The organism is Tranquillimonas alkanivorans (genome assembly GCF_900115595.1).
Taxonomy (GTDB): Bacteria; Pseudomonadota; Alphaproteobacteria; order Rhodobacterales; family Rhodobacteraceae; genus Tranquillimonas; species Tranquillimonas alkanivorans.
Map to the genome: position 1 here is coordinate 196,272 of NZ_FOXA01000003.1, position 22,999 is coordinate 219,270.

A 22,999-nucleotide genomic window follows, 5' to 3' on the forward strand; every position below is an offset into this window, starting at 1 on the left:
GCCGCGACTAGGGGCGCCCTGCGCCTGTCCGGTTACACTGACCCCAGTGGAACGCGCCGGGCGGGAACGCGGCGACTCGCGCCGGTGTTGTGCAGAGGATGCGACCATTCGGGCCGCCCTTGGGGCGGGGAAGGAGATTTCAGAGCATGCAGAGACGGACATTTCTCGGCGGGCTGGCGGCGGCTGGCGCCGTGGCGGCCAGCGGCGCGACGGCGCAGGAGTTCGAGCTGGCCGAGCGCTTCCGGCCGCTCATCGTGCCGGTCAAGCGCGGCGTTGCGCCGGGCCAGATCCTCGTGCTGCCACAGGCGCACTACCTGTACTACGTGGACGCGCCGGGGCAGGCGATCCGCTACGGTGTCGGTGTGGGCCGCGCCGGGCTGGCGTTCAAGGGCGTGGCTTCGATCGAGGCCAAGAAGAAATGGCCCAGCTGGCGACCCACGGACGAGATGATCGAGCGCGAGCCCGAGACCTACAAGCAGTACGAGGACGGCGTACCGGGCGGGCCGGACAATCCGCTGGGTGCGCGGGCGCTCTACCTTTTCCAGAACGGGCGCGACACGTATTTCCGCATTCACGGCACGACCGAGCCGCGCTCGATCGGGCGGTCGGTATCGAATGGCTGCATCCGGATGCTGAACGCGCACGTGAAGGACCTGTATGAACGGGTGCCGCTGGGCACACGCGTTGTCGTCTTCTGATCCGCCAAGGGGGCGGCATTGACACGGGCAACAGGGCGGGTATAAGCGCCGCTCGTTCCGGGGTCCGCCCCGGTGCGCTTCATTGGTGTTGGTGGCCCCCGCGAGGGGATGCCTGTCGGGATGGGTCCAGCCGGGCCCGTGCCAGAGGACAACGCCCTTCATTGCCGGCCCGTCCGGCGCACGAGAAGGAGATCAGACGGTGACCAAACGCACCTCTGCCAAGTACAAGATCGACCGCCGCATGGGCGAAAACATCTGGGGCCGCCCGAAGAGCCCCGTGAACCGCCGTGAATACGGCCCCGGACAGCACGGCCAGCGCCGCAAGGGCAAGATGTCCGACTTCGGCCTGCAGCTGCGCGCCAAGCAGAAGCTGAAGGGCTATTACGGCGACCTGACCGAGAAGCAGTTCCGCCGCATCTTCGCCGAGGCCGAGCGTGTGCGCGGCGACACCGGCGAGCTTCTCATCGGCCTGCTCGAGCGTCGTCTGGACGCCGTCGTGTACCGCGCCAAGTTCGTGCCGACCGTCTTCGCGGCGCGGCAGTTCGTGAACCACGGCCACGTCCTGGTGAACGGCAAGCGGGTGAACATCCCGTCCTACCGCGTGAAGGAAGGCGACGTCGTCGAGGTCCGCCAGAAGTCGAAGCAGCTGGCGTCGGTTCTGGAAGCTGCCCAGCTGCCCGAGCGGGACGTTCCGGATTACCTGGACGTCGACCACTCGAAGATGACCTGCACCTTCGTGCGCCAGCCGGGCCTGTCCGACGTGCCGTACCCGGTTCAGATGGAACCGAACCTCGTCATCGAATACTACGCGCAGAACTGATCCGGTTCAGCGCGACGGAAGCGGAAGGGCCGCCCGGTGGGGCGGCCCTTTCGCCTTGTGGGGGGGGCGGGGTTCGGACGCAACGGTCGCCTCAAGGGAGGAGGCAGGGCGTCCTTCTGCGACCGAGCGCAATTTTCGCGCCCGGAGCCAAGCCGAAGGCGCCGGGCGAGCGCCTGCCCGTCCCGGCGGGCTGGCGCTTTGGCCACCCCCGCGCGCCGCTCGAACGGTGCGGCGGCCGGGCAGCCATCAAGCGCCGCCATGCGACCGTCGCTGCGCCACCCTACGGATAGGCGCTCGCCCGGCAGCGTCGCGCAGTCTGGCAGGAGGCGTGCCGGTGGCGAATAACGCGCCGCGACCCGTCCCGAACATGCGAGTACAGGTCCGTGCCGCGGGATCTCGGCCCAGCAGCAAGCGCCCACCGCCCCGCCGGTTTCCTTCGCCCGTCCTGGGCTCTACAACGACTCCCGACACGACGGGAGCGACCCATGACCACGGACTATCCGAACTACGGCCGCATCGACGGCCCCATCGTCATCATCGGCTTCGGCTCGATCGGGCGGGGCACACTGCCCCTGATCGAGCGGCACTTCGACTATGATGCGAACAAGCTGACCGTGATCGAGCCCGACCACGCGGTGCACACCTTCCTGCACCAGCGGGGCATCAACCATGTCGAGGTGGCGCTGACGCCCGACAACTACCGCGAGGTGCTGGGCGAGCTGTTCGCCGAAGGGAAGGGTTTCTGCGTGAACCTGTCGGTCGATACCTCGTCGCTCGACATCATGAAGTTCTGCCGCGAGATCGGCGTGCTCTACATCGACACGGTGGTTGAGCCATGGGCCGGCTATTATTTCGAGACGCAGGACAACGAGGCGCGCACCAACTACGCCCTGCGGCAGGCCGTCCGGGACGAGAAGGCGCGGAATCCGGGTGGCACCACCGCGGTGTCCTGCTGCGGCGCGAACCCCGGCATGGTATCGTGGTTCGTGAAGGAGGCGCTGACGACGCTCGCCCGCGACACCGGACGCGACACCGATACGCCGACCGACCGGCAGGGCTGGGCCGCCCTGATGCGGGATCTCGGCGTAAAAGGCGTGCATATCGCCGAGCGCGACACGCAGGCCCGGCGCGAGCCGCGTCCGCGCGACGTCTTCGTCAACACCTGGTCGGTCGAGGGCTTCATCGCCGAAGGTTTCCAGCCTGCCGAACTGGGCTGGGGCACGCACGAGACCTGGTTCCCCGAGAACGGCCACCGACACGAGCAGGGGTGCCTGTCGGCCATCTGGATCGAGCGGCCGGGCGCCATCACCCGCGTGCATACGTGGTGCCCGACGCCGGGGCCGCAGTTCGGCTTCCTCGTCACGCACAACGAAGCGATCTCGATCTCGGACTACTACACCGTGGGCGACCCGGCCGCGCCGGAGTACCGCCCGACCTGCCACTATGCCTATCATCCCTGCGACGACGCCGTGCTGTCGCTGCACGAGATGTTCGGCTCGGGCAAGCAGCAGACGAAGCACTACATCCTCGAGGAACACGAGATCGTCGAAGGCATCGACGAACTGGGGGTGCTGCTCTACGGGCACGAGAAGAACGCCCTCTGGTTCGGATCGCGCCTGTCGAACGACGAGACGCGGGAACTGGCGCCCTACCAGAACGCGACCGGCCTGCAGGTGACGAGCGCGGTGCTCGCCGGCATGGTCTGGGCGCTGGAGAATCCCGAGGCGGGCATCGTCGAGACCGACGAGATGGATCACGTCCGCTGCCTCGAGGTGCAGCGCCCCTATCTCGGCCCGGTCGAGGCGCATTACACCGACTGGACCCCGCTCCAGGACCGGTGGGAGCACTTCGCCGAGGACATCGACGAAAGCGATCCGTGGCTCTTCCGGAACGTGCTGGCGTCGTGACGAAACGCGCTCTGGAAAGGGCCGGAGACCGTCGCTAAGAGGGGGGCGATCGACCCGAGGGAGCCTTTCGTGGAAAACGTCATCCAGCCGCAGCCCGGCATCATGGACATCCAGCTCTATCAGGGCGGGGCGAGCCATGCCGAGGGCGTGTCGGACGTGGTCAAGCTCAGCTCGAACGAAAACCCGTTCGGGCCCTCCGACGCGGTGAAGGAGGCGGTGCGCAAGTCCGTCCACGAACTGCACCGCTATCCCTCGATCGACCACTTGTCGCTGCGCCGGGCCATCGCGCAGGTGCACAAGCTTGACGCCGACCGCATCATCTGCGGCGTGGGCTCGGACGAGATCATCTCGTTCCTCTGCAACGCCTATGCAGGGCCGGGGGACGAGGTGATACACACCGAGCACGGCTTCGCGATGTATCGCATCTCGACCCTGGCCGCCGGGGCCACGCCGGTCGAGGTGCCCGAGCGCGAACGCACGGTGGACGTGGACGCCATCCTCGACGCCTGCTGCTTCCGCACGAAGCTGGTGTTCATCGCCAACCCGGCGAACCCGACCGGCACGATGATCGGCGGGAACGAGGTCGCGCGGCTGGCCGACGGACTTCCGCCTCAGACGCTGCTGGTGCTCGACGGCGCCTATGCAGAGTACGTCGACGGCTTCGACGGCGGCGCCTCGCTGGTGGACAGCCGCGACAACGTGATCATGACGCGCACGTTCTCGAAGCTTTACGGGCTGGGCGGGCTGCGCATCGGCTGGGGCTACGGCCCGGCGCCCGTGATCGACGTGCTCAACCGCGTGCGGGGCCCCTTCAACCTATCGCAGACGCAGCTTGTCGCCGCCGAGGCCGCGATCCGCGACCGCGGCTACGCCGAACGCTGCCGGGCCGAGAATGCGCGGCTGCGCACCTGGCTGGCCGAGGCGCTGGCTGGACTTGGCGTGCCGTCGGACACCTCCTGCGCCAACTTCGTGCTCGCCCGCTTCTCGGACCAGGACGAGGCCGAGGCGTGCGAGGCCTACCTCCGCTCCAGGGGCCTGCTGGTGCGCAAGGTGGCGGGCTACAAGCTGCCCAACTGCCTGCGCATCACGGTCGGCGACGAGTCTGCGTGCCGCCGGGTCGTCCACGCCGTGGGCGAGTTCAGGGAGGTCCGCTGATGGCCCGCGTCTACGAGCGTGTCGCGCTGATCGGGCTGGGCCTGATCGCCGGGTCCATGGCCCACGCCATGCGGCGCGGCGGGCTGGCGGGCGAGATCGTCGGCACCGCCCGGTCCGAGGAAACGCGCCGGGTGGCCGAAGATATCGGCCTGTGCGACCGTATCGTGGCGACGGCGGCCGAGGCGGTGGAGGGTGCGGACCTGGTCGTACTTGCCGTGCCGGTCGGCGCGATGGGCGAGGTGGCCGAAGAGATCGCCCCGCACCTGTCGCCGGGCGCGACGGTGACCGACGTCGGGTCGGTGAAGAAGTCGGTGATCGAGGCCGTGAGCCCGCACATCCCCGAGGGCGTCCACTTCATCCCCGGCCACCCGCTGGCAGGCACCGAACATTCCGGTCCCCGTTCGGGCTTCGCCGAACTCTTCGACAACCGCTGGTGCCTGCTGGTGCCGGACGAGGGCACCGAGGCCGGGGCGCTCGAGCGGCTGACCGAGTTGTGGGAGGAGATGGGGGCGCATGTCGACGTCATGGACGCCGAGCACCACGACCTCGTGCTCGCCGTCACCAGCCACGCGCCGCACCTGATCGCCTATACGATGGTCGGCGTGGCCGACGATCTGCGGCGCGTGACCGACAGCGAGGTCATCAAGTACTCGGCCGCCGGCTTCCGCGACTTTACCCGGATCGCGGCCTCGGACCCGACGATGTGGCGCGACGTGTTCCTGACGAACAAGGAGGCGACGCTGGAAATCCTCGGTCGCTTCACCGAGGAACTCTTCGCCCTCCAGCGAGCAATCCGCACCGGGGACGGGCAGCACCTGCACGACTACTTCACCCGGACCCGTGCCATCCGGCGCGGGATCATCGAGGCGGGGCAGGACACCGCCGCGCCGGACTTCGGGCGGAGCGGCACGCGATGAGGGCCGCGGCCTTCGTCTGCGCCGCCGCGCTGTTTGCCGGGCAGGCCATGGCCGCCGCGCCCGAGGTCTCTCTGCGCCCGGTGCCGCGTTGGGCGGCGATGCCCGCCGTCGCCGCACCACCGGGCAAGCCGGCCGAAACGGTCGCGCCGGCGCAGACGGGCCTGCGCCGCTCGCTGCGGCCGCGTCCCCGTCCGGGCCGGGCGTCTCCTCCCACCCGAACCACCGCGATCCGCCCGCCGGCCCAGCAGGTGCCCGTCAGCGATCGCGTCGGTGCCGTCTGCCGGGACCGCGCGATCCAGGGCGTCGAGCTGCGCCCGATCGCGGGCCGGCTGACGGGCTGCGGCGTGTCCGATCCGGTGCGCGTCACCTCGGTTGCGGGCGTCACGCTCAGCCAGCCGTCGGTGATGGGCTGCAGTACCGCCAAGGCGCTGAAGGATTGGGTCGAGAAGGGCGCGACGCCCGCCATCGGCCCCCTCGGCGGCGGGATCGAAAGCTTCCGCGTCGCCGCGCACTACGTCTGCCGGTCGGTCAACGACGAGCCTGACACGCGCATATCCCAGCACGGCATGGGCCAGGCCATCGACATCTCGGCCATCGAGCTGCAGAACGGCGTGACGATCACCGTCGAAGACGGCTGGGGCGACCCGATCAAGGGCAAGATCCTGCGGCGGATGCACCGCTCGGCCTGCGGCCCTTTCCGCACGGTTCTGGGCCCGGCGGCCGACAGGCACCATGTCGACCACTTCCACTTCGACACGGCGAGCTACCGGCGCGGCACCTACTGCCGCTGAACCGGCGGGATCAGGCGCGGCGCCGGGCCAAGCGGAACCGGGCCGAGCGACACGGTCCCGTCGCGGAAGGTCAGCGGTACACGCAAGTCGCCGCCGCCGCCGAGACCGGCCAGCAAGGCCAGCCCCCGTTCGGCGGTTTCGGCCAGCCGCTCGGGCACCAGCCCCGCCTCGACCGCCAGCGCCAGCATCTGCCGCCAGTTCCGCACCTCGAGTGTCAGGATTCCGGTGGGGATGCCTTGGGGGTCCACGTCAAGCTCCCCCTCCGCCGTCACCGCCAGGTCTCCCCAGGTGGCGCGGGCGCCGTTGACCTCGATCGCAACCGGCTGCGGGCGCACGCCCTGAAGCGCGAACCGGTCGAGCGGGCGGGAATAGACCACCGTTGCGTCCAGGCGCACCCGCTCGATGGCGGCGGGAAGGGTGTCGCCGGGATCGACGGCCTCTGTCAGCGCCGCATCCGGCGTGACACCCAGCATCTCGAGCCCGATGTCATAAGCGTTCTCGCGCACCGCCTCGCGCACTGCGAAACGGGCCTCCTCGACCGAGGCGCTCCAGCCGAGGCTTCCGGTCGCCTCGACATCCTCGGCCACGAAGGTCGCGCGGTCGAGCGCCAGCGTCATCCCCGGTGACACGACGACGCTGCCGCGCATGTCGCCTGCGGCAAGGTCAATCTCTTCGTACGGGGTGAGGATTGTCTGCTGCGGCGGGAAGACCGCGATGACGTGGTTCGGCCGGTAGCTCAGGGCGAAGGCCTGGAAGAACGGCCCACGCCAGCCGAAGCCCGTAAGCGGGTCGTCGATGTGCAGGTCGGTCAGCGTCGTGTCGAAGCGGTTGGGAAAGCCCGAGACGCCCAGATCGCCGTATCCCGCCGTCCATCCGGCAGCGCGACGATCCTCCAGCCAGCCCGTCAGCCCGCGCTCGACCGCCGTCGCGCCGACGAACCAGTACCCCGCCCAGCCAAGCGCCAGGACCACGATCAGAACCAGAAGTTTGCGCACGTCCACCCCTTTCGCCGCGGCTGCCGGTGCTGTTTATAGGGCCGGACGAAGGAGGACCAGCGATGGACATGCGCCCGATGTGGGTCTTCGGATACGGCTCGCTTATCTGGAATCCCGAGTTCCCGGTGGCCGAGCAGATCACCGCGCGGCTGCCCGGCTACGCGCGCACCTTCTGCATGCGCTCGATCCACCACCGCGGCTCGCCCGAGGAACCGGGGCTGGTGCTGGCGCTCGACCCGGCGCCCGACGCGGCCTGCACCGGCGTCGGCTTCCGCGTGCAGGACGGGGCAGAGGACGACACGCTGGCGGCCCTGCGCGAGCGCGAGCTGATCTCGTCGGCCTACGTCGAGCGGCAGGTCGAGCTGATGCTGGACGACGGCCGCGACGTGCAGGCACTGGCCTATGTCATCGACCCCGATCACGTGCAGTATTGCGGCGGCCTTCCGCTGGAAGAACAGGCGCACATCATCGCTCGCGCGGTGGGCGGTCGTGGGCCGAATGCGCAGTATCTTTACAACACTGCCATTCACCTTGCCGAACTGGGCATCGCAGATTCCGAGCTCGAATGGCTTGCCGCACGGGTCCGTGAGATAGAAGAGCCTGACGCCCGCTGATTCGCGCGTTGGACATCCAACGCAAAACATTTATTCTGCGGTGCAGTAGACAGGGTTCTAAAGTTCATGGGGAAACCCTCGCTCGAGGCGGAGCCGCACTTCTCGCAGCCGGTCCGGCAGATCATAATGATGATCGTCGTGCTCGGCCTTGTCGGCATGGGCGCCTATGTCGCGTTCCCCAGCGTCGCGCCGGTGTTCCTGGCCAACCCCTGGCTCAACGGCTTCATCGCCGTCGTCTTCGTGGTCGGCGTGCTGGCGTGCTTCTGGCAGGTGTTCCAGCTGATCAGTTCGGTCAACTGGATCGAGGGGCACACATCGGAAACGCCTGGCCACCAGTTCGTGCGGGCGCCGCGCCTGCTGGCGCCGCTGGCGTCGCTCTTGCGGTCGCGCGGGCGGCAGATGCAGATCTCGGCCTCGTCCTCGCGCTCGATTCTCGACTCGGTCGCCACCCGCATCGACGAGGCGCGGGACATCACGCGCTATATCGTCAACCTGCTGATCTTCCTCGGCCTTCTGGGCACGTTCTACGGCCTCGCCACGACCGTGCCGGCCATCGTGGACACCATCCGTGCGCTCGCCCCGCAGCAGGGCGAGGACGGGATGGCCGTGTTCGCGCGCCTGATGAACGGTCTGGAAAGCCAGCTTGGCGGCATGGGCATCGCCTTCGCCTCGTCGCTGCTGGGGCTTGCCGGATCGCTGGTGGTGGGGCTGCTGGAGCTCTTCGCGAGCCACGGCCAGAACCGCTTCTACCGTGAGCTCGAGGAATGGCTGTCGACCATCACGCGGCTCGGCTTCTCGTCCGGCGACGGCGACATGAGTTCGGACCAGGCGATGATGGCGGCGATGATGGACCACGTGTCCGAGCAGATCGACCGCCTGCAAAGCATCTATGCGCAGTCCGACGTCTCGCGCTCGCTCATCGACCGAAAGATCGAGGAACTGACGGACTCGATCGCCCAGATGACCCAGCGGATGGAGGGCGAGGGGCAGGTGACCTCGGCGCTCGACCGCGTCGCGCACGGGCAGGAACGGCTGGCCGAGGCGCTCGAGGCGCAGGTGCGCGAGGGCGGGGGCGGCATGGACGCCGAGAGCCGGATGCGCCTGCGCTCGATCGACGTGCAGCTTCTGCGCCTGCTCGAAGAAGTCTCGGCCGGGCGGCAGGAAACCACGTCCGAGCTGCGCCATGACCTGCGCCAGCTTCTGCGGGCGCTCAGGGCGCAGCAGGGCGCGGCCGATCTGCCGCAGGTCGGCACCGGCCGGGGCTGAGCATGGCTCTCACCCGGCGTTCGACCAGCCGCGTCTCGGCTTCGATCTGGCCCGGCTTCGTGGATGCCATGACGGCGCTTCTGCTCGTCATGATGTTCGTCCTGACGATATTCATGGTGATCCAGTTCACCCTGCGCGAAACGATCTCGGGCCAGGAAAGCGAACTCGACACCCTGACCTCCGAGGTGGCGGGCCTGTCGCGGCTTCTGGGGCTGGAGCAGGCGCGAAGCGCCGAGCTGGAAAGCGCGAACGAGGGGCTTTCGGGCCAACTGGCCGACCTGCGCCAGACGGCCGAGCAGCAGTCGGCGCTGATCGCGGCGCTGACCTCGGAGAACGAGGCGCAGACGCAGCGCATCTCGACCCTGACCTCCCGCACGGAGGCGCAGGAAGAGGAACTGGCCGCCCGCGCCACCCGCATCGCGAGCTTCGAAGAGCAGGTCGCATCGCTCATCTCCGAGCGGGACGCGGCGCAGGCCCAGGGCGCGCAACTTGCGGCGACGGTCGAGGAGCTTCAGCAGGCGCGGACCGAACTCCTGTCCGAGCAGGAGGCGCTGAACCTCGCTTTGGCGCAGGCGCGCGACGAGATTGACGCTCAGGCCGAGGAAGCCCGCCTCGCCGCCGCCCGGCGCGACGCGCTCGAGGCTATGACGGCGGACCTGCGCCAGCAGGTCGAGGCGCGCGAGACGTCGCTGGCTGATGCGCTCGCCGCGCTGGAGGAACGCGAGGGCGAGGCGCAGGCGCTGACGGCTCAGGTGTCCGAGCTTGAGACGCTACTGTCCGACGAGGAGGCCGCGCGCCTGTCCGAGGCCGCCGCCGCCGAACGCCTGCGCGAGCGACTGGCCGACGCCCGCACGCAACTGTCCGAGCAAGAGCAGGCCCGGCTGGCCGAGGCCGCGGCGGCCGCGGCGCTGCGCGAAAGGCTCGAGGACGCCGACGCCGAGCTGACGGCGATGTCGCTGGCGCTGGAGGAGCAGCGCAAGAAGGCCGAGGAGACGCTTACGCTGCTCGCGGCGGCGCGGTCGGCGGAGGACGACCTGAACCAGCGGCTGTCGGCCGCGCTGCAGGGCCGCCAATCCGCCGAGGCCGCGCTGGCCGAGGTGAAAGCCGAGCGAGCCGACCTCAACCGGCAACTGGCGACGGCGCTGCTGGCACGCGACCGCAGCGCCGAGGAGGTCGAGACGCTGCGCGAAGAGCTGGACGCAGCCGTGGCGGATAGCGCCGAAGTCAACCGCCGCCTGGCCGCGGCGCTGCTGGCGGAGGAGGAAAGCGCGGCGTCGCTGCAAGAGGTCGAGGCGCGGCTTGCCCAAAGCGAAAGCGACCGCGCCGAGTTGGACCGGCGACTGGCCCAGGCGCTGCTGGCGCGGGACGCCGCGGTCGAAGAGACGGTCGCGCTGCGCGACGACATGACGGATGCCGAGGCGCAGCTTCAGGCTGCGCTGTCGGCCCGGGCGCAGGCCGAAAGCACGGCCGCCGAAAACGACGCGCTGCTGGCCGAGGCGCTGGACCGGCAGGCGCGGCTTCAGGCCGAGCTGAGCGAGGCCGGTGCGCAGAGCGAGGCGCTGCGCGAGCAACTGCGCGCGGCGCTGGCCGCCAAGCTGGCCGCCGAGCAGGAGGCCGAGACGCAGATGTCGGAGGCCGAGGAGCGCCAGACGCTGCTGGCCGCCGCGCGACAGCAGTTGCAGCAGGAAGAGGCGCTGTCCGAGGAGAGCCAGCGGCGGGTCGAGGCGCTGAACCAGCAGGTGACGACGCTGCGGCAGGAGCTGTCGAAGCTCCAGACGCTGCTCGACCTGGCCGACGAGCGGGACGCCGAGCGCGAGGTGCAGATCGAGCGGCTGGGCGGGCAGCTGAACGCCGCGCTCGCCCGCGAGGCCGTCGAGCAGAAGCGCCGCGCCGAGGCCGAGGCCGAACGGGCGGAGGCGGAGGCCCGGCGCGCAGAGGCTGAGGCAGAGCGCGCCCGGCTCGAGGCCGAACGGGCACGGCGTCTTGAGCGCTACCAGTCCGAATTTTTCGGGCAGTTGCGCGACCTGCTGGGCGACCGCGAGGGCGTCAAGATCGTGGGCGACCGCTTCGTGTTCTCGTCCGAGGTGCTGTTCGACCTGGGCTCGGCCCGGCTGTCGCCGGAAGGGCGAGACCAGATCGAGCGTGTCGCCGGTCTGCTGTCGGACGTGGCCGACGACATCCCCGACGAGATCGACTGGGTGATCCGGGTGGACGGGCACACCGACGATCTGCCGCTTCAGCCCGGCGCCCGCTTCGCCGATAACTGGGAGCTCAGCCAGGCCCGCGCTCTGTCCGTGGTGCGCTTCATGACCGAGGAACTGGGCTTCCCGGCCCGCCGCCTGGCACCCACCGGCTTCGGTGAGTTCCGCCCGGCCAATCCGGCCGACACTCCCGAGGCGCGGGCGCAGAACCGCCGGATCGAGCTCAAGCTGACCGAACGCTAGGGCGGACCCGCTCCGAGGGCGCCCGCGTTCCCTCCTCCCGTTTCAATGAACTGGAGGAAACATGCGGCGTCCGCGCTCGGCTTCGGACTGGGAAACGCTCGTGGCGGTGGCGATCACGCTGGCGCTGATCGGCTGGGCACTGATCTGGCGCAGCGCGTTCACGTCGACGGTCGAGGCCGCCTTCGCGACCGTGAGCGCGTTTCTCAACTGGTACTATGTCGCCGCAGTGGCGGCGTTCCTGGGCGCGATGCTCTGGCTCGCGGTCAGCCGCTATCACTCGGTCCGGCTGGGCGACGACGGCGAGATGCCGGAATACGCGATGGGTGCGTGGCTCTCGATGCTGTTCGCCGCCGGCACTGGAGTCGGCATGCTGTTCTGGGGCGTGGCCGAGCCGATCATGCACCTGCAGGACAATCCCTTCGCTTCGGATGCGCCGGGCGAAGACCAGATCGTCGCGCTCAGGCTGGCCTTCTTTCACTGGGGGCTGTCAGGCTGGGCGATCTATGCGCTGATCGGGCTGTGCCTGGCCTTCTTCGCCTATCGCCTGAAGCGCCCGCTGACCTTGCGCTCGGCGCTGCACCCGCTGCTGGGCGACGCCTGCGACGGGATCGTCGGGCGGGCCGTCGATGTAATCGCCGTGGTGGCAACGGTATTCGGCGTGACCACGACGCTGGCACTGGGGGCGCGGCAGATGGCGACGGGGCTGAACGAGGTCTTCGGGATCGCGCGGACCGACACGGTCGAACTGACCGTCGTCGCCGGCATCATTGCAATCGCCACCACCTCGGTCGTGCTGGGGCTCAAGCGCGGCATCCGGCGGCTGAGCGAGTTCAACGTGCTGCTCACATTCGCGCTGTTGCTGTTCTTCCTGATCTGGGGCCCGACCAACAGGGTGCTGGCGATCACGCTGGAGACGGCGGGCGCCTACCTTCAGACGCTGCCGCGGCAGAGCTTCTTCACCGCAGCGACCGGCGGCGATGACTGGATGAGCGAGTGGACGATCTTCTTCTGGGGCTGGTGGATCGCTTGGGCGCCCTTCGTCGGCATGTTCATCGCCCGCATCTCGCGCGGACGCACGCTGGGCGAATTCTTCCTGGGCGTGTTCCTGTTCCCGACGATCTTCACCTTCCTCTGGTTCGGCGTCCTGGGTGGCACCGCGCTTGAGATGCAGGCGACCGGTCAAGCCGACATCGCCGCGGCGACCGAGGGCGAGCCGGCGCGCGCGCTGTTCGTCACCATCCGCGAGGTCGGCGCGCCGGGCGGGGTGGCGACGGCGGTGAACGGGATGGTCATCTTCCTTGTCGCTGTGTTCTTCGCCACCTCGGCGGATTCCGGGACGCTGGTGGTCAACACGATCCTGTCGGACGGCGAAAGCCGCCCGAGCGTTGTGCGCCGGGTCGCGTGGAGCGTCGGCATCGGCGCACTGACGGCGGCGATGATCCTGGCGGGGGATATCGAGATCCTCCAGCGTTCGGTCGTGCTGGCGGCGCTGCCATTCACCGTGGTGCTGTTTGCGATGACGGCGGGACTTCTGGCTGCACTGGCGCGCGAGCGGCAGGGCGTGCGGGCAGGGCGCAAACAGCGCCGGCCGGAGGAGCCGTGGAGCGGCGAGGATCGGCCGGACTGACGCTCGGCGCTCCCTCCCGCTCGCTCCTCGTTCCGGTTACTGCGCCGAGACAGTGAGGTCGACGGACCGGCGATCGATTTCCTGCCCGTCGCGCATCAGCCGGACCTCGCCGGAGTAGGTGCCGGGCGTCCAGCCTTCGGGCGGGGTGCGGCGGCCCACGGCGCGGAAGAGCTGCGCCTGCGTCTTGTCGAGCGGAACGCGCTCGGCGATGACCTCGCCCTCCGGCCCGTCGATGCGCAGGATCATCTCGTCGCCGGTGCGGCTGCCGAAGGCGTAGCCCCAAACGACGAGGGCGGGCGCGGTGGCCGACAGCGTGTCGGACCCGGCCTCGCCCGCCTTTACCTGTGCGTAATCGGGGATGCCGGCGGCGAAGCCCGCGTCGATGAGGCCGCCGGAGGCGTAGAGCGGCGGATCTTCCCACAGCGTGCGCCCGGACGTGCCGCAGGTGGCGTCGGCGTCGGGGGCGAAGGGGTCCACCACCGCGTCCTCGTGACGGACCGAGAGGTGGACGTGCGGGAACTGCGTGTCGCCGCTGAGGCCGACCTGCCCCAGCACGGATTTTGCGTCGACCTGTCGGCCGGGCTCCACGGCAACAGAGCCGCGTTTCAGGTGGCAGTACTGCGTTTCCCACCCGTCGCCATGGGACACGACGACGCCGTTGCCGCATTCGCGACCCGCGATGGTGGCGGCGGTTTCGGGGGTTGCGGCGACGTCGGACATGCCGTCGCGGACGGCGGTGACTGTTCCGGGGGCGGCGGCGAGGACATCCACGCCGGCCTGCATCTCTTTCAGAGTCGGAAGGGCGAAATCCGTGCCCTTGTGTCCGTCATAGGACAGGGGGCCGCAGGTGTAATCCGTCGCGCCGGGGCCGGGGTCGAGGTCGGTGTATTGCTGAATATGGCAGGTTTCCCCGAGCGTGCAGTCGATGGGAACGGAGAATGCAGGATCCCCCGCGGCGGGCGCCGCGGGGGACAGGAGTGCCACGATCAGGGCGGTCCGTTTCACTCGGCCGTCAGAAGCGGCGGCTTCTTCGAGGACAGGCGCCGAGTCTCGGGCGGGTCAATCTTCAGGTCGAGCCCGCCATCCTTGACGCCCACCTTGACCACGCCGCCCTTCGACAGCTTGCCGAACAGAAGCTCTTCGGCCAGCGGCTTCTTGATGTGCTCCTGAATGACGCGGCCCAACGGGCGCGCGCCCATCTTGTCGTCGTAGCCCTCGTCGGCCAGCCACTCGGCCGCCGGCTTGGTCAGCTCGATGGACACGTTGCGGTCCATCAGCTGCGCCTCGAGCTGGAGCACGAACTTCTCGACCACTTGCAGTATCACCGACTTCGGCAGCGGCTGGAAGCTGATGACCGCGTCCAGGCGGTTGCGGAACTCGGGCGTGAACGTCCGCTCGATGGCGGCGGTATCCTCGCCCTCACGCCGGTCTCGGCCGAAGCCGATGGCGGCCTTGGCCTGTTCCTGCGCACCCGCGTTCGAGGTCATGATCAGGACCACGTTGCGGAAGTCCACCTGCCGGCCGTTGTGGTCGGTCAGCTTGCCGTGGTCCATCACCTGCAGAAGGATGTTGAAGACGTCCGGGTGCGCCTTCTCGATCTCGTCGAGCAAGAGCACGCAGTGCGGGTGCTGGTCCACGCCGTCGGTCAGGAGGCCGCCCTGGTCGAAGCCGACATAGCCCGGAGGTGCGCCGATCAGGCGGCTGACTGCGTGCTTCTCCATGTATTCCGACATGTCGAAGCGCAGAATCTCGACCCCCAGCGTTGCGGCAAGCTGGTTGGCCACCTCGGTCTTGCCGACGCCGGTGGGGCCGGCGAACAGGTAGTTGCCGATGGGCTTCTCGGGCTCGCGCAGTCCGGCGCGGGCCAGCTTGATCGCCGAGGACAGAGCCTCGATCGCCTGGTCCTGCCCGAACACCACGCGCTTCAGCGTACCCTCCAGGTCGCGCAGCACCTCGGCGTCGTCCTTCGAGACGTTCTTGGGCGGGATGCGGGCGATCTTGGCGACGACGGCCTCGATCTCCTTGGCGCCGATGGTCTTGCGCCGCTTGCTTTCGGCCAGCAGGTGCTGGGCCGCCCCGGCCTCGTCGATGACGTCGATCGCCTTGTCGGGCAGCTTGCGGTCGTTGATGTAGCGCGCCGACAGCTCGACGGCCGACTTGATGGCGTCGGCGGTGTACTTGATCTCGTGGTGGCGCTCGAAATACTCCTTCACGCCCTTGAGAATCTTCACCGCGTCATCGACCGTCGGCTCGTTTACGTCGATCTTCTGGAAACGCCGCGACAGGGCGCGGTCCTTCTCGAAGTGCTGACGGAACTCCTTGTAGGTCGTGGAGCCCATGCAGCGCAGCTTGCCGCCCTGAAGCGCGGGCTTGAGCAGGTTCGACGCGTCCATCGCGCCGCCCGATGTCGCCCCGGCGCCGATCACGGTGTGGATCTCGTCGATGAAAAGCACCGCGTCGGGATGTTCTTCGAGTTCCGACACCACGGCCTTCAGCCGCTCCTCGAAGTCGCCGCGATAGCGGGTGCCGGCCAGCAGCGCGCCCATGTCGAGCGAGAAGATGGTCGCGCCCGAGAGCACCTCGGGCACTTCGCCATTGACAATCTTGCGCGCCAGCCCCTCGGCGATGGCGGTCTTGCCGACGCCGGGATCGCCCACCAGAAGCGGGTTGTTCTTGCGCCGGCGGCAGAGCACCTGCACGCAGCGCTCGACCTCGTGTTCACGCCCGATCAGCGGGTCCACGTCGCCCTTCTTCGCCTTGGCGTTCAGATCGACGCAGTACTTCGCAAGGGCAGATTCCTTCTGCTCGCCGCCTTCCTCGCTCGCCATTTCTTCCTCGATCTCCGTGGCACCCGTGACGGGCCGGCTTTCCCCGAAGGAGGGGTTCTTGGCGACGCCGTGGGCGATGAAATTGACCGCGTCGTAGCGGGTCATGTCCTGCTCCTGCAGGAAGTAGGCGGCGTTCGACTCCCGCTCGGCGAAGATGGCGACGAGCACATTGGCCCCCGTCACCTCGGTCCGGCCGGAGCTTTGCACGTGGATGGCCGCACGCTGGATCACGCGCTGGAACGCGGCAGTGGGCACCGCCTCCGATCCGTCCATCTCGGTCATCAGCGTCGACAGGTCGTCGTCGATGAAATCGACGAGCGTGCGGCGCAGCTCCTCGAGATCGACCGAGCAGGCCTTCATCACCTTCGCGGCGTCCGGCTCGTCGATCAGCGCAAGAAGCAGGTGTTCCAGCGTCGCGAGTTCGTGACGGCGCGCGTTGGCCAGGGCCAGCGCGGCGTGGATGGCTTGCTCGAGCGTATTGGAAAATGAAGGCACGTGGCGTGCTCCTCTGTCTTGCGTCGGGAGCGGGCCGAAGCCCGTCCAGACCGTGGCCTCTTGGTCTTAAAGCTTGGTTGTTTGCGCCCGCGCTTCAAGCGATTTCTCGGATGCCGCGCTCACAAATTTCGTGAGAGGGCGGATGGGGCTACGGGTTGACGCGGATCGAGGCGGAATCAGAAGCGATCCTTGCGGGCCCTGATCTCGGCAAACACCTCGGCGTCGTCTGCTCCTTCCATAGATAAGGCAGATTTCACCTCGTCCAAGTGCGCCCTCAGGAACGGGTTCGTCGCCAGTTCCTCGGAAAGCGCCGACGGCACGGTCGGTTCCCCCCTGGCGCGCGCCTCCTCGATCCGGCGGGCGCGGTCCTTCAGCGCCGGGTTGTCCGGCTCGATGGTCAGGGCGAAGCGGGCGTTGGTCTGCGTGTATTCGTGGCCCGAGTAAATCGTGGTGTCGTCGGGCAGGGCGGCGAGCTTGCGCAGGCTGGCCCACATCATCTCGGGCGTGCCCTCGAACACGCGCCCGCAGCCAAGCGACATCAGGCTGTCTGCGGTGAAGGCGGCCTTGGCGCCCGGAATGTAGAAGGCGACGTGGCCCAGCGTGTGGCCGGAGACGTCCATCACCTCGACCCGATCGCCCGCGAACTCGAAGCTTTCGCCGTCGGTCACGGCGGTGTCGAGCGGCGGCAGGCGGTTCTGGTCGGACTCTGCCCCCAGCACCTTGATGTCGGGCTGCGAGGTCTGGAGCTCGGGCAGCCCCTCGACGTGGTCGGCGTGGTGATGGGTCAGCCAGACGTGCTGAAGCCGCCAGCCGCGCTCGTCCAGCGCCTTCAGGATCGGCGCCGCCTCGGGCGCGTCGACCAGAGCGGTTTCACCGCTGGCGTCGTCGTGGATCAGGAAGGCGTAGTTGTCGGTGCGACACGGGACGGTAACGATTTCCAGGGGCATGGCGCGCGGTCCTCCTTTTTCCTATGTTCCCTCTACAGATGCCACGAAAGTGGACGGGGACAATGCATCTCGACGTCCTGGACCTGAGAACGTTCTATTACCGCACGCGGCTGGGCCGCGCGGCGCAGAAGGCGATACGCGACCAGGTACAGGCGCTTTGGCCCGAGGCAAAGAACCAGACGGTGGTGGGCTTCGGCTTCGCGGTACCGCTTCTGCGCCCCTATCTTCCCGACGCCCGGCGGGTGATCGGGCTGATGCCAGGCCAGCAGGGCGTGATGCCTTGGCCCGCAGGCATGCCCAACGTGTCGGTGCTGTGCGAAGAGACGCTGTGGCCGGTGCAGACCGGGCAGGCCGACAAGCTGGTGATGCTGCACGGGCTCGAGACGAGCGAGAATCCTCCGGCGGTGCTGGAAGAGGCATGGCGCGTGCTGGGCCCCGGGGGCAGGGCGCTGTTCATCGTCCCGAACCGCGCCGGGCTCTGGGCGCGGCGGGATCGCACGCCGTTCGGGTTCGGCCGACCCTATAGCCTGTCGCAGCTTGAAAACCAGCTGCGCCGGCACGGCTTCATGCCCCAGCGCCACGTCGCCGCGCTGTTCCAGCCGCCCAGCGAGAAGCGGTTCTGGCTGCGCACGGCGCAGGTGTGGGAAAACGCGGGGCGGCGCATCTCGAACCATTACGCGGGCGGCGTTCTCATGGTCGAGGCGACGAAACAGGTGCAGGCGCCCAACCGGCCCAACCTGCCCGAGCGGGTCCGCCGGCCGCTGACCGTGCTCGACGGTCTCGGCCAGCCCGAGGCCAAGCCGGCCTAGGTCACGGGAATCGTTGACGGCCGCGGGTGCGGCGCATTTGCTGCACCTGCAAAAAAGTCCCGGGGCGCTTCGGCGCGACCCCTTAATTTGCGGGGCGACGCCCCGGCGTCGCCCGCGCCCTATACTGTTGCGGGGGCGGCATCCCTCTGCTACACCCACGCCGATTTTCGATGACATGCTCGCGAGGGCGTGGGGTCCAACAGCGCCGTATCGCCCGATACCGGTGCATTAACGATGTCGAAAGGGTGGACGTGTCCGAACCAGCTTCGATCTCAAGCGGCATTGCGCAACGCTATGCCATGGCCATCTTCGAACTGGCCAAGGAAGATAATTCGCTCCAGGCGGTGGATAGCGATGTCGAGACGCTGGATGCGGCGCTCAAGGAAAGCACGGACTTCCGCGCGCTGATCCACTCGCCGATCTACAGCCGTGAACAGCAGCAGGCCGCCGTCGCCGCTTTGGCCGAGAAGATGGGGCTGACCGCCACCGTCGGGAACACGCTGCGCCTGATGGCCGCCAAGCGGCGCCTCTTCGTGCTGCCGCAGCTCGTCGTCGCGCTGCGCGAGCGTCTCGCCGAGGAGCGGGGCGAGGTCACCGCCGAGGTGACCACCGCCAAGGCGCTGACCGAAGGGCAGCGGACAAAGCTGGCCGAGACGCTCAAGGCGTCCGTCGGCCGCGAGATCAAACTGAACACGACCGTCGACGAGAGCCTGATCGGCGGTCTCATCGTCAAGGTGGGCTCGAGGATGATCGACACGTCGATCCGCTCGAAGCTCGATACCCTCCAGCATAGCATGAAAGAGGTCGGATAATGGGAATCCAGGCAGCCGAAATCTCTGCGATCCTAAAGGAGCAGATCAAGAACTTCGGGCAGGAAGCCGAAGTTGCCGAGGTGGGCCGCGTGCTCTCCGTCGGCGACGGTATTGCGCGGGTCTACGGCCTCGATAACGTCCAGGCGGGCGAGATGGTCGAGTTTCCGAACGGCATCCAGGGGATGGCGCTGAACCTCGAGTCCGACAACGTCGGCATCGTGATCTTCGGCTCGGACCGGGACATCAAGGAAGGCGACACCGTCAAGCGCACGAACTCGATCGTGGACGTGCCGGTGGGCGACAACCTGCTGGGCCGCGTCGTTGACGGCCTGGGCAACCCGATCGACGGCAAAGGCGCGATCGAGGCGGCCGAGCGCCGCGTCGCCGACGTCAAGGCGCCGGGCATCATCCCGCGCAAGTCGGTGCACGAGCCGATGGCGACCGGCCTCAAGGCCATCGACGCCATGATCCCGATCGGCCGCGGCCAGCGCGAGCTGATCATCGGCGACCGTCAGACCGGCAAGTCCGCAGTGGCGATGGACACGATCCTGAACCAGAAGTCGTACAACGACGCCGCCACCGACGAGAGCCAGAAGCTCTACTGCATCTACGTGGCCGTCGGCCAGAAGCGTTCGACCGTCGCCCAGCTGGTTAAGAAGCTCGAAGAAACCGGCGCGATCGAATACACGACTGTCGTCGCCGCGACCGCATCGGACCCCGCGCCGATGCAGTTCCTCGCGCCCTACGCCGCGACCGCGATGGCCGAGTACTACCGCGACAACGGCCGTCACGCGCTGATCATCTATGACGACCTGTCCAAGCAGGCCGTGGCCTACCGCCAGATGTCGCTGCTTCTGCGCCGTCCGCCGGGGCGTGAAGCCTACCCGGGCGACGTGTTCTACCTCCACTCCCGCCTGCTCGAGCGCTCGGCGAAGATGAACGAGGAGAACGGCGCCGGCTCGCTGACCGCGCTCCCGATCATCGAGACCCAGGGCGGCGACGTGTCGGCGTTCATCCCGACCAACGTGATCTCGATCACCGACGGCCAGATCTTCCTCGAGACGGAACTGTTCTATCAGGGCATCCGTCCGGCCGTGAACACCGGTCTGTCGGTGTCGCGCGTGGGTTCGTCGGCGCAGACCTCGGCGATGAAGTCGGTGGCCGGCCCGGTGAAGCTGGAACTGGCGCAGTACCGCGAGATGGCGGCGTTCGCGCAGTTCGGCTCGGACCTCGACGCCTCGACCCAGCGCCTGCTGAACCGCGGTGCGCGCCTGACCGAGCTGATGAAGCAGCCGCAGTACTCGCCGCTGACCAACGCCGAGATCGTCGTGGTCATCTTCGCGGGCACCAACGGCTACCTGGACAAGCTGCCGGTGGGTGACGTCGGCCGGTTCGAACGTGGCCTGCTGCAGCACCTGCGCGGCAAGCACCGCGACCTGCTCGACTGGATCACCAACGAGGATCCGAAGATCAAGGGCGACGCCGCCGACCGCATCAAGGCCGTTCTCGACGAGTACGCGGCCGACTTCGCCTAAGGGGGCAGTTGAATGCCGAGCCTCAAGGACCTGAAAAACAGGATCTCGAGCGTCAAGTCGACGCGGAAGATCACGAAGGCCATGCAGATGGTCGCGGCGGCCAAGCTCCGCCGCGCCCAGGAAGCTGCCGAAAACGCGCGCCCCTATGCCGAACGGTTCAACGCCGTGATGGCGGGGCTCGCGGCCTCGGTGGCCGACAGCCCGACGGCGCCCAAGCTTCTTGCCGGGACGGGAAGCGACCAGACGCACCTGCTTGTCGTCATGACGGCCGAGCGGGGGCTGTGCGGTGGCTTCAACTCGTCCATCGTCAAGATCGCGCGCTACCGGATTGAGCAGCTCGTCGCCGAGGGGAAGACCGTCAAGGTCCTGACCGTCGGCAAGAAGGGCCGCGAGATGCTGCGCCGTGACCACGGCGACAAGCTGATCGGCCACATCGACCTGAGCGAGGTCAAGCGCGTCGGTTACTCGAACGCGCAGGACATCGCGCGGGACGTGCTGCATCGCTTCGACGAGGGCGAGTTCGACGTGGCGACGATCTATTACGGGCGCTTCGAGTCCGTGATCAGCCAGAAGCCGACCGAACAGCAGATCATCCCGGCCAAGTTCGACGAGGGCGATGCCGCCGAAGGCGCCACGCCGCTCTACGAATACGAGCCGGACGAGGAGGCGATCCTCGCCGACCTGCTGCCGCGTGGCGTGGCGACCCAGATCTTCGCCGCCCTGCTCGAGAACGGGGCGTCCGAACAGGGCGCCCGGATGAGCGCGATGGACAACGCGACCCGGAACGCGGGCGAGATGATCGACAAGCTGACGATCGAGTTCAACCGCACCCGCCAGGCCGTCATCACGAACGAGCTGATCGAGATCATTTCGGGCGCCGAGGCGCTCTAAGGAACCGGAGACACCGATATGGCTAACCAGAAAGGCAGAGTGACGCAGGTCATCGGCGCCGTCGTCGACGTGCAGTTCGACGACCACCTGCCCGAGATCCTCAACGCGCTGACCACCGACAACCACGGCAAGACCCTGGTTCTGGAAGTGGCCCAGCACCTCGGCGAAAACACCGTCCGCACCATCGCCATGGACTCGACCGAAGGTCTGGTCCGCGGCCAAGAGGTCACGGACACCCGGGGCCCGATCACCATGCCGGTGGGCGACGCGACGCTCGGCCGGATCATGAACGTGGTCGGCGAGGCCATCGACGAAAAGGGCCCGGTCGAGTCGGCCGAGCGCCGCCCGATCCACGCCCCGGCGCCGGATTTCGCGCAGCAGTCGACCTCGTCGGAGATCCTCGTCACCGGCATCAAGGTCATCGACCTGCTCGCCCCGTACTCGAAGGGCGGCAAGATCGGCCTGTTCGGCGGCGCCGGCGTGGGCAAGACGGTTCTGATCCAGGAACTGATCAACAACATCGCCAAGGTGCACTCGGGCTACTCGGTCTTTGCCGGCGTCGGCGAGCGGACCCGCGAGGGCAACGACCTCTACCACGAATTCATTGAGTCCGGCGTCATCAACGCCGACGACCTGACGAAGTCGAAGGTGGCGCTGGTCTACGGCCAGATGAACGAGCCGCCGGGTGCCCGTGCCCGCGTCGCGCTGTCCGGTCTGACCCTGGCCGAGCAGTTCCGCGACCAGTCCGGCACGGACGTTCTGTTCTTCGTGGACAACATCTTCCGCTTCACGCAGGCGGGCTCCGAGGTGTCTGCGCTTCTGGGCCGCATTCCCTCGGCCGTGGGCTACCAGCCGACGCTGGCCACCGACATGGGTGCGCTGCAGGAACGGATCACCTCGACGAAGTCGGGCTCGATCACCTCGGTGCAGGCCATCTACGTGCCCGCGGACGACCTGACCGACCCGGCGCCGGCGACATCGTTCGCGCACCTCGACGCCACGACGGTTCTCAACCGTGCGATCTCGGAGCTGGGCATCTACCCGGCCGTTGACCCGCTCGACTCGACCTCGCGGATCCTCGATCCGGGCGTGGTCGGCGAAGAGCACTACCAGGTCGCCCGTGACGTGCAGGGTATCCTCCAGCGCTACAAGTCGCTGCAGGACATCATCGCCATTCTCGGCATGGACGAACTGTCGGAAGAGGACAAGCTGACCGTGGCCCGCGCCCGGAAGATCCAGCGTTTCCTCAGCCAGCCGTTCGACGTCGCCGAGGTGTTCACCGGTTCGCCCGGCGTTCAGGTGCCGCTCGAGGACACGATCTCGTCCTTCAAGGCGGTGGTGAACGGCGAGTACGATCACCTGCCCGAGGGCGCCTTCTACATGGTCGGCGGCATCGAAGAGGTGAAGGCCAAGGCCGAGCGTATGGCCGCGGAAGCGGCGTAAGGGGG

General features: G+C 68.2%; 19 protein-coding genes. 15 read left to right on the forward strand and 4 right to left on the reverse strand.

Translation table 11 applies throughout. From position 1 onward, the window contains the following. The first annotated feature begins 146 nt into the window (after nt 1-146). From BM162_RS06125 to BM162_RS06150, 6 genes are all read left to right on the forward strand, one after another. Nucleotides 147-698: a L,D-transpeptidase gene (locus BM162_RS06125; RefSeq protein WP_093419189.1), complete on the forward strand. Its 552-nt coding sequence runs from the start codon at nt 147-149 to the stop codon at nt 696-698. A gap of 199 nt (nt 699-897) precedes the next feature. Further along, on the forward strand, nt 898-1,518 hold the full coding sequence (rpsD, locus tag BM162_RS06130; RefSeq protein WP_093419190.1) for a 30S ribosomal protein S4: 621 nt from the start codon (nt 898-900) through the stop codon (nt 1,516-1,518). 485 nt (nt 1,519-2,003) lie between these two features. After that, nucleotides 2,004-3,425, forward strand: a complete 1,422-nt coding sequence (locus BM162_RS06135) for a homospermidine synthase (RefSeq protein WP_093419191.1) — start codon at nt 2,004-2,006, stop codon at nt 3,423-3,425. A 102-nt stretch (nt 3,426-3,527) separates the two neighbouring features. Next, nucleotides 3,528-4,580 carry a histidinol-phosphate transaminase gene (hisC, locus tag BM162_RS06140; protein WP_439332820.1) on the forward strand — a complete coding sequence of 351 codons (1,053 nt, stop codon included), beginning with the start codon at nt 3,528-3,530 and terminating at the stop codon, nt 4,578-4,580. Continuing rightward, on the forward strand, nt 4,580-5,497 hold the full coding sequence (locus tag BM162_RS06145; RefSeq protein WP_093419214.1) for a prephenate/arogenate dehydrogenase family protein: 918 nt from the start codon (nt 4,580-4,582) through the stop codon (nt 5,495-5,497). The genes hisC and BM162_RS06145 overlap by 1 nt, the downstream gene beginning before the upstream one ends. Beyond that, on the forward strand, nt 5,494-6,288 hold the full coding sequence (locus tag BM162_RS06150; RefSeq protein WP_093419216.1) for an extensin-like domain-containing protein: 795 nt from the start codon (nt 5,494-5,496) through the stop codon (nt 6,286-6,288). Before BM162_RS06145 ends, BM162_RS06150 begins: the two co-directional genes overlap by 4 nt. On the opposite strand, the gene BM162_RS06155 is transcribed toward BM162_RS06150, so the two are convergent. Further along, nucleotides 6,276-7,283 (reverse strand): DUF2125 domain-containing protein, encoded by a 1,008-nt coding sequence (locus BM162_RS06155; RefSeq protein ID WP_177215081.1) that lies wholly within the window; start codon nt 7,281-7,283, stop codon nt 6,276-6,278. The genes BM162_RS06150 and BM162_RS06155 overlap by 13 nt on opposite strands. Nucleotides 7,284-7,345: 62 nt before the next feature. On the opposite strand from BM162_RS06155, the gene BM162_RS06160 reads away from it, so the two are divergent. The 4 genes from BM162_RS06160 to BM162_RS06175 all read left to right on the forward strand — a co-directional run bounded on the left by BM162_RS06160 (nt 7,346) and on the right by BM162_RS06175 (nt 13,234). Beyond that, nucleotides 7,346-7,897 carry a gamma-glutamylcyclotransferase gene (locus BM162_RS06160; protein WP_245759184.1) on the forward strand — a complete coding sequence of 184 codons (552 nt, stop codon included), beginning with the start codon at nt 7,346-7,348 and terminating at the stop codon, nt 7,895-7,897. A gap of 66 nt (nt 7,898-7,963) precedes the next feature. Beyond that, nucleotides 7,964-9,163, forward strand: coding sequence for a biopolymer transporter ExbB (locus tag BM162_RS06165; RefSeq protein ID WP_093419233.1), 1,200 nt, complete (start codon nt 7,964-7,966; stop codon nt 9,161-9,163). 2 nt (nt 9,164-9,165) lie between these two features. Continuing rightward, a complete protein-coding gene (locus BM162_RS06170) occupies nt 9,166-11,607 on the forward strand; it encodes a peptidoglycan -binding protein (RefSeq protein WP_093419234.1) in 2,442 nt (813 codons plus the stop codon). Nucleotides 11,608-11,668: 61 nt separating this feature from the next. Beyond that, the gene (locus tag BM162_RS06175) at nt 11,669-13,234 is read left to right on the forward strand and encodes a BCCT family transporter (RefSeq protein WP_093419241.1); all 1,566 of its coding nucleotides are present in this window, start codon (nt 11,669-11,671) and stop codon (nt 13,232-13,234) included. 36 nt (nt 13,235-13,270) lie between these two features. Here the strand turns inward: BM162_RS06175 and BM162_RS06180 are convergent, their stop codons facing one another. The 3 genes from BM162_RS06180 to gloB all read right to left on the reverse strand — a co-directional run bounded on the left by BM162_RS06180 (nt 13,271) and on the right by gloB (nt 17,504). Beyond that, nucleotides 13,271-14,239: a M23 family metallopeptidase gene (locus BM162_RS06180; protein ID WP_093419242.1), complete on the reverse strand. Its 969-nt coding sequence runs from the start codon at nt 14,237-14,239 to the stop codon at nt 13,271-13,273. Next, nucleotides 14,236-16,557: an ATP-dependent Clp protease ATP-binding subunit ClpA gene (clpA, locus tag BM162_RS06185; RefSeq protein ID WP_093419243.1), complete on the reverse strand. Its 2,322-nt coding sequence runs from the start codon at nt 16,555-16,557 to the stop codon at nt 14,236-14,238. The genes BM162_RS06180 and clpA overlap by 4 nt, the downstream gene beginning before the upstream one ends. 176 nt (nt 16,558-16,733) lie before the next feature. Further along, nucleotides 16,734-17,504 (reverse strand): hydroxyacylglutathione hydrolase, encoded by a 771-nt coding sequence (gene gloB / locus BM162_RS06190; protein WP_093419245.1) that lies wholly within the window; start codon nt 17,502-17,504, stop codon nt 16,734-16,736. Between the two features lie 62 nt (nt 17,505-17,566). Here gloB and BM162_RS06195 point away from each other — a divergent pair, with 62 nt between their 5' ends. The 5 genes from BM162_RS06195 (at nt 17,567) to atpD (ending at nt 22,994) form a co-directional block, all read left to right on the forward strand. Then, a complete protein-coding gene (locus BM162_RS06195) occupies nt 17,567-18,313 on the forward strand; it encodes a methyltransferase domain-containing protein (protein ID WP_093419256.1) in 747 nt (248 codons plus the stop codon). A gap of 251 nt (nt 18,314-18,564) precedes the next feature. Beyond that, nucleotides 18,565-19,125 (forward strand): F0F1 ATP synthase subunit delta, encoded by a 561-nt coding sequence (locus BM162_RS06200; RefSeq protein WP_093419483.1) that lies wholly within the window; start codon nt 18,565-18,567, stop codon nt 19,123-19,125. Then, a complete protein-coding gene (gene atpA / locus BM162_RS06205; RefSeq protein ID WP_093419258.1) occupies nt 19,125-20,660 on the forward strand; it encodes a F0F1 ATP synthase subunit alpha in 1,536 nt (511 codons plus the stop codon). Before BM162_RS06200 ends, atpA begins: the two co-directional genes overlap by 1 nt. 12 nt (nt 20,661-20,672) lie before the next feature. Next, nucleotides 20,673-21,551: a F0F1 ATP synthase subunit gamma gene (locus tag BM162_RS06210; RefSeq protein ID WP_093419260.1), complete on the forward strand. Its 879-nt coding sequence runs from the start codon at nt 20,673-20,675 to the stop codon at nt 21,549-21,551. Between the two features lie 18 nt (nt 21,552-21,569). Further along, on the forward strand, nt 21,570-22,994 hold the full coding sequence (atpD, locus tag BM162_RS06215; RefSeq protein WP_093419263.1) for a F0F1 ATP synthase subunit beta: 1,425 nt from the start codon (nt 21,570-21,572) through the stop codon (nt 22,992-22,994). Nucleotides 22,995-22,999 lie beyond the last annotated feature (5 nt).

Coding starts and splice junctions, on each gene's coding strand:
- BM162_RS06125 (WP_093419189.1), top strand. CDS start 147: ATGCAGAGACGGACATTTCTCGGCGGGCTGGCGGCGGCTGGCGCCGTG.
- BM162_RS06135 (WP_093419191.1), top strand. CDS start 2,004: ATGACCACGGACTATCCGAACTACGGCCGCATCGACGGCCCCATCGTC.
- hisC (WP_439332820.1), top strand. CDS start 3,528: ATGGACATCCAGCTCTATCAGGGCGGGGCGAGCCATGCCGAGGGCGTG.
- BM162_RS06145 (WP_093419214.1), top strand. CDS start 4,580: ATGGCCCGCGTCTACGAGCGTGTCGCGCTGATCGGGCTGGGCCTGATC.
- BM162_RS06150 (WP_093419216.1), top strand. CDS start 5,494: ATGAGGGCCGCGGCCTTCGTCTGCGCCGCCGCGCTGTTTGCCGGGCAG.
- BM162_RS06160 (WP_245759184.1), top strand. CDS start 7,346: ATGGACATGCGCCCGATGTGGGTCTTCGGATACGGCTCGCTTATCTGG.
- BM162_RS06165 (WP_093419233.1), top strand. CDS start 7,964: ATGGGGAAACCCTCGCTCGAGGCGGAGCCGCACTTCTCGCAGCCGGTC.
- BM162_RS06170 (WP_093419234.1), top strand. CDS start 9,166: ATGGCTCTCACCCGGCGTTCGACCAGCCGCGTCTCGGCTTCGATCTGG.
- BM162_RS06175 (WP_093419241.1), top strand. CDS start 11,669: ATGCGGCGTCCGCGCTCGGCTTCGGACTGGGAAACGCTCGTGGCGGTG.
- gloB (WP_093419245.1), bottom strand. CDS start 17,504: ATGCCCCTGGAAATCGTTACCGTCCCGTGTCGCACCGACAACTACGCC.
- BM162_RS06195 (WP_093419256.1), top strand. CDS start 17,567: ATGCATCTCGACGTCCTGGACCTGAGAACGTTCTATTACCGCACGCGG.
- atpA (WP_093419258.1), top strand. CDS start 19,125: ATGGGAATCCAGGCAGCCGAAATCTCTGCGATCCTAAAGGAGCAGATC.
- BM162_RS06210 (WP_093419260.1), top strand. CDS start 20,673: ATGCCGAGCCTCAAGGACCTGAAAAACAGGATCTCGAGCGTCAAGTCG.
- atpD (WP_093419263.1), top strand. CDS start 21,570: ATGGCTAACCAGAAAGGCAGAGTGACGCAGGTCATCGGCGCCGTCGTC.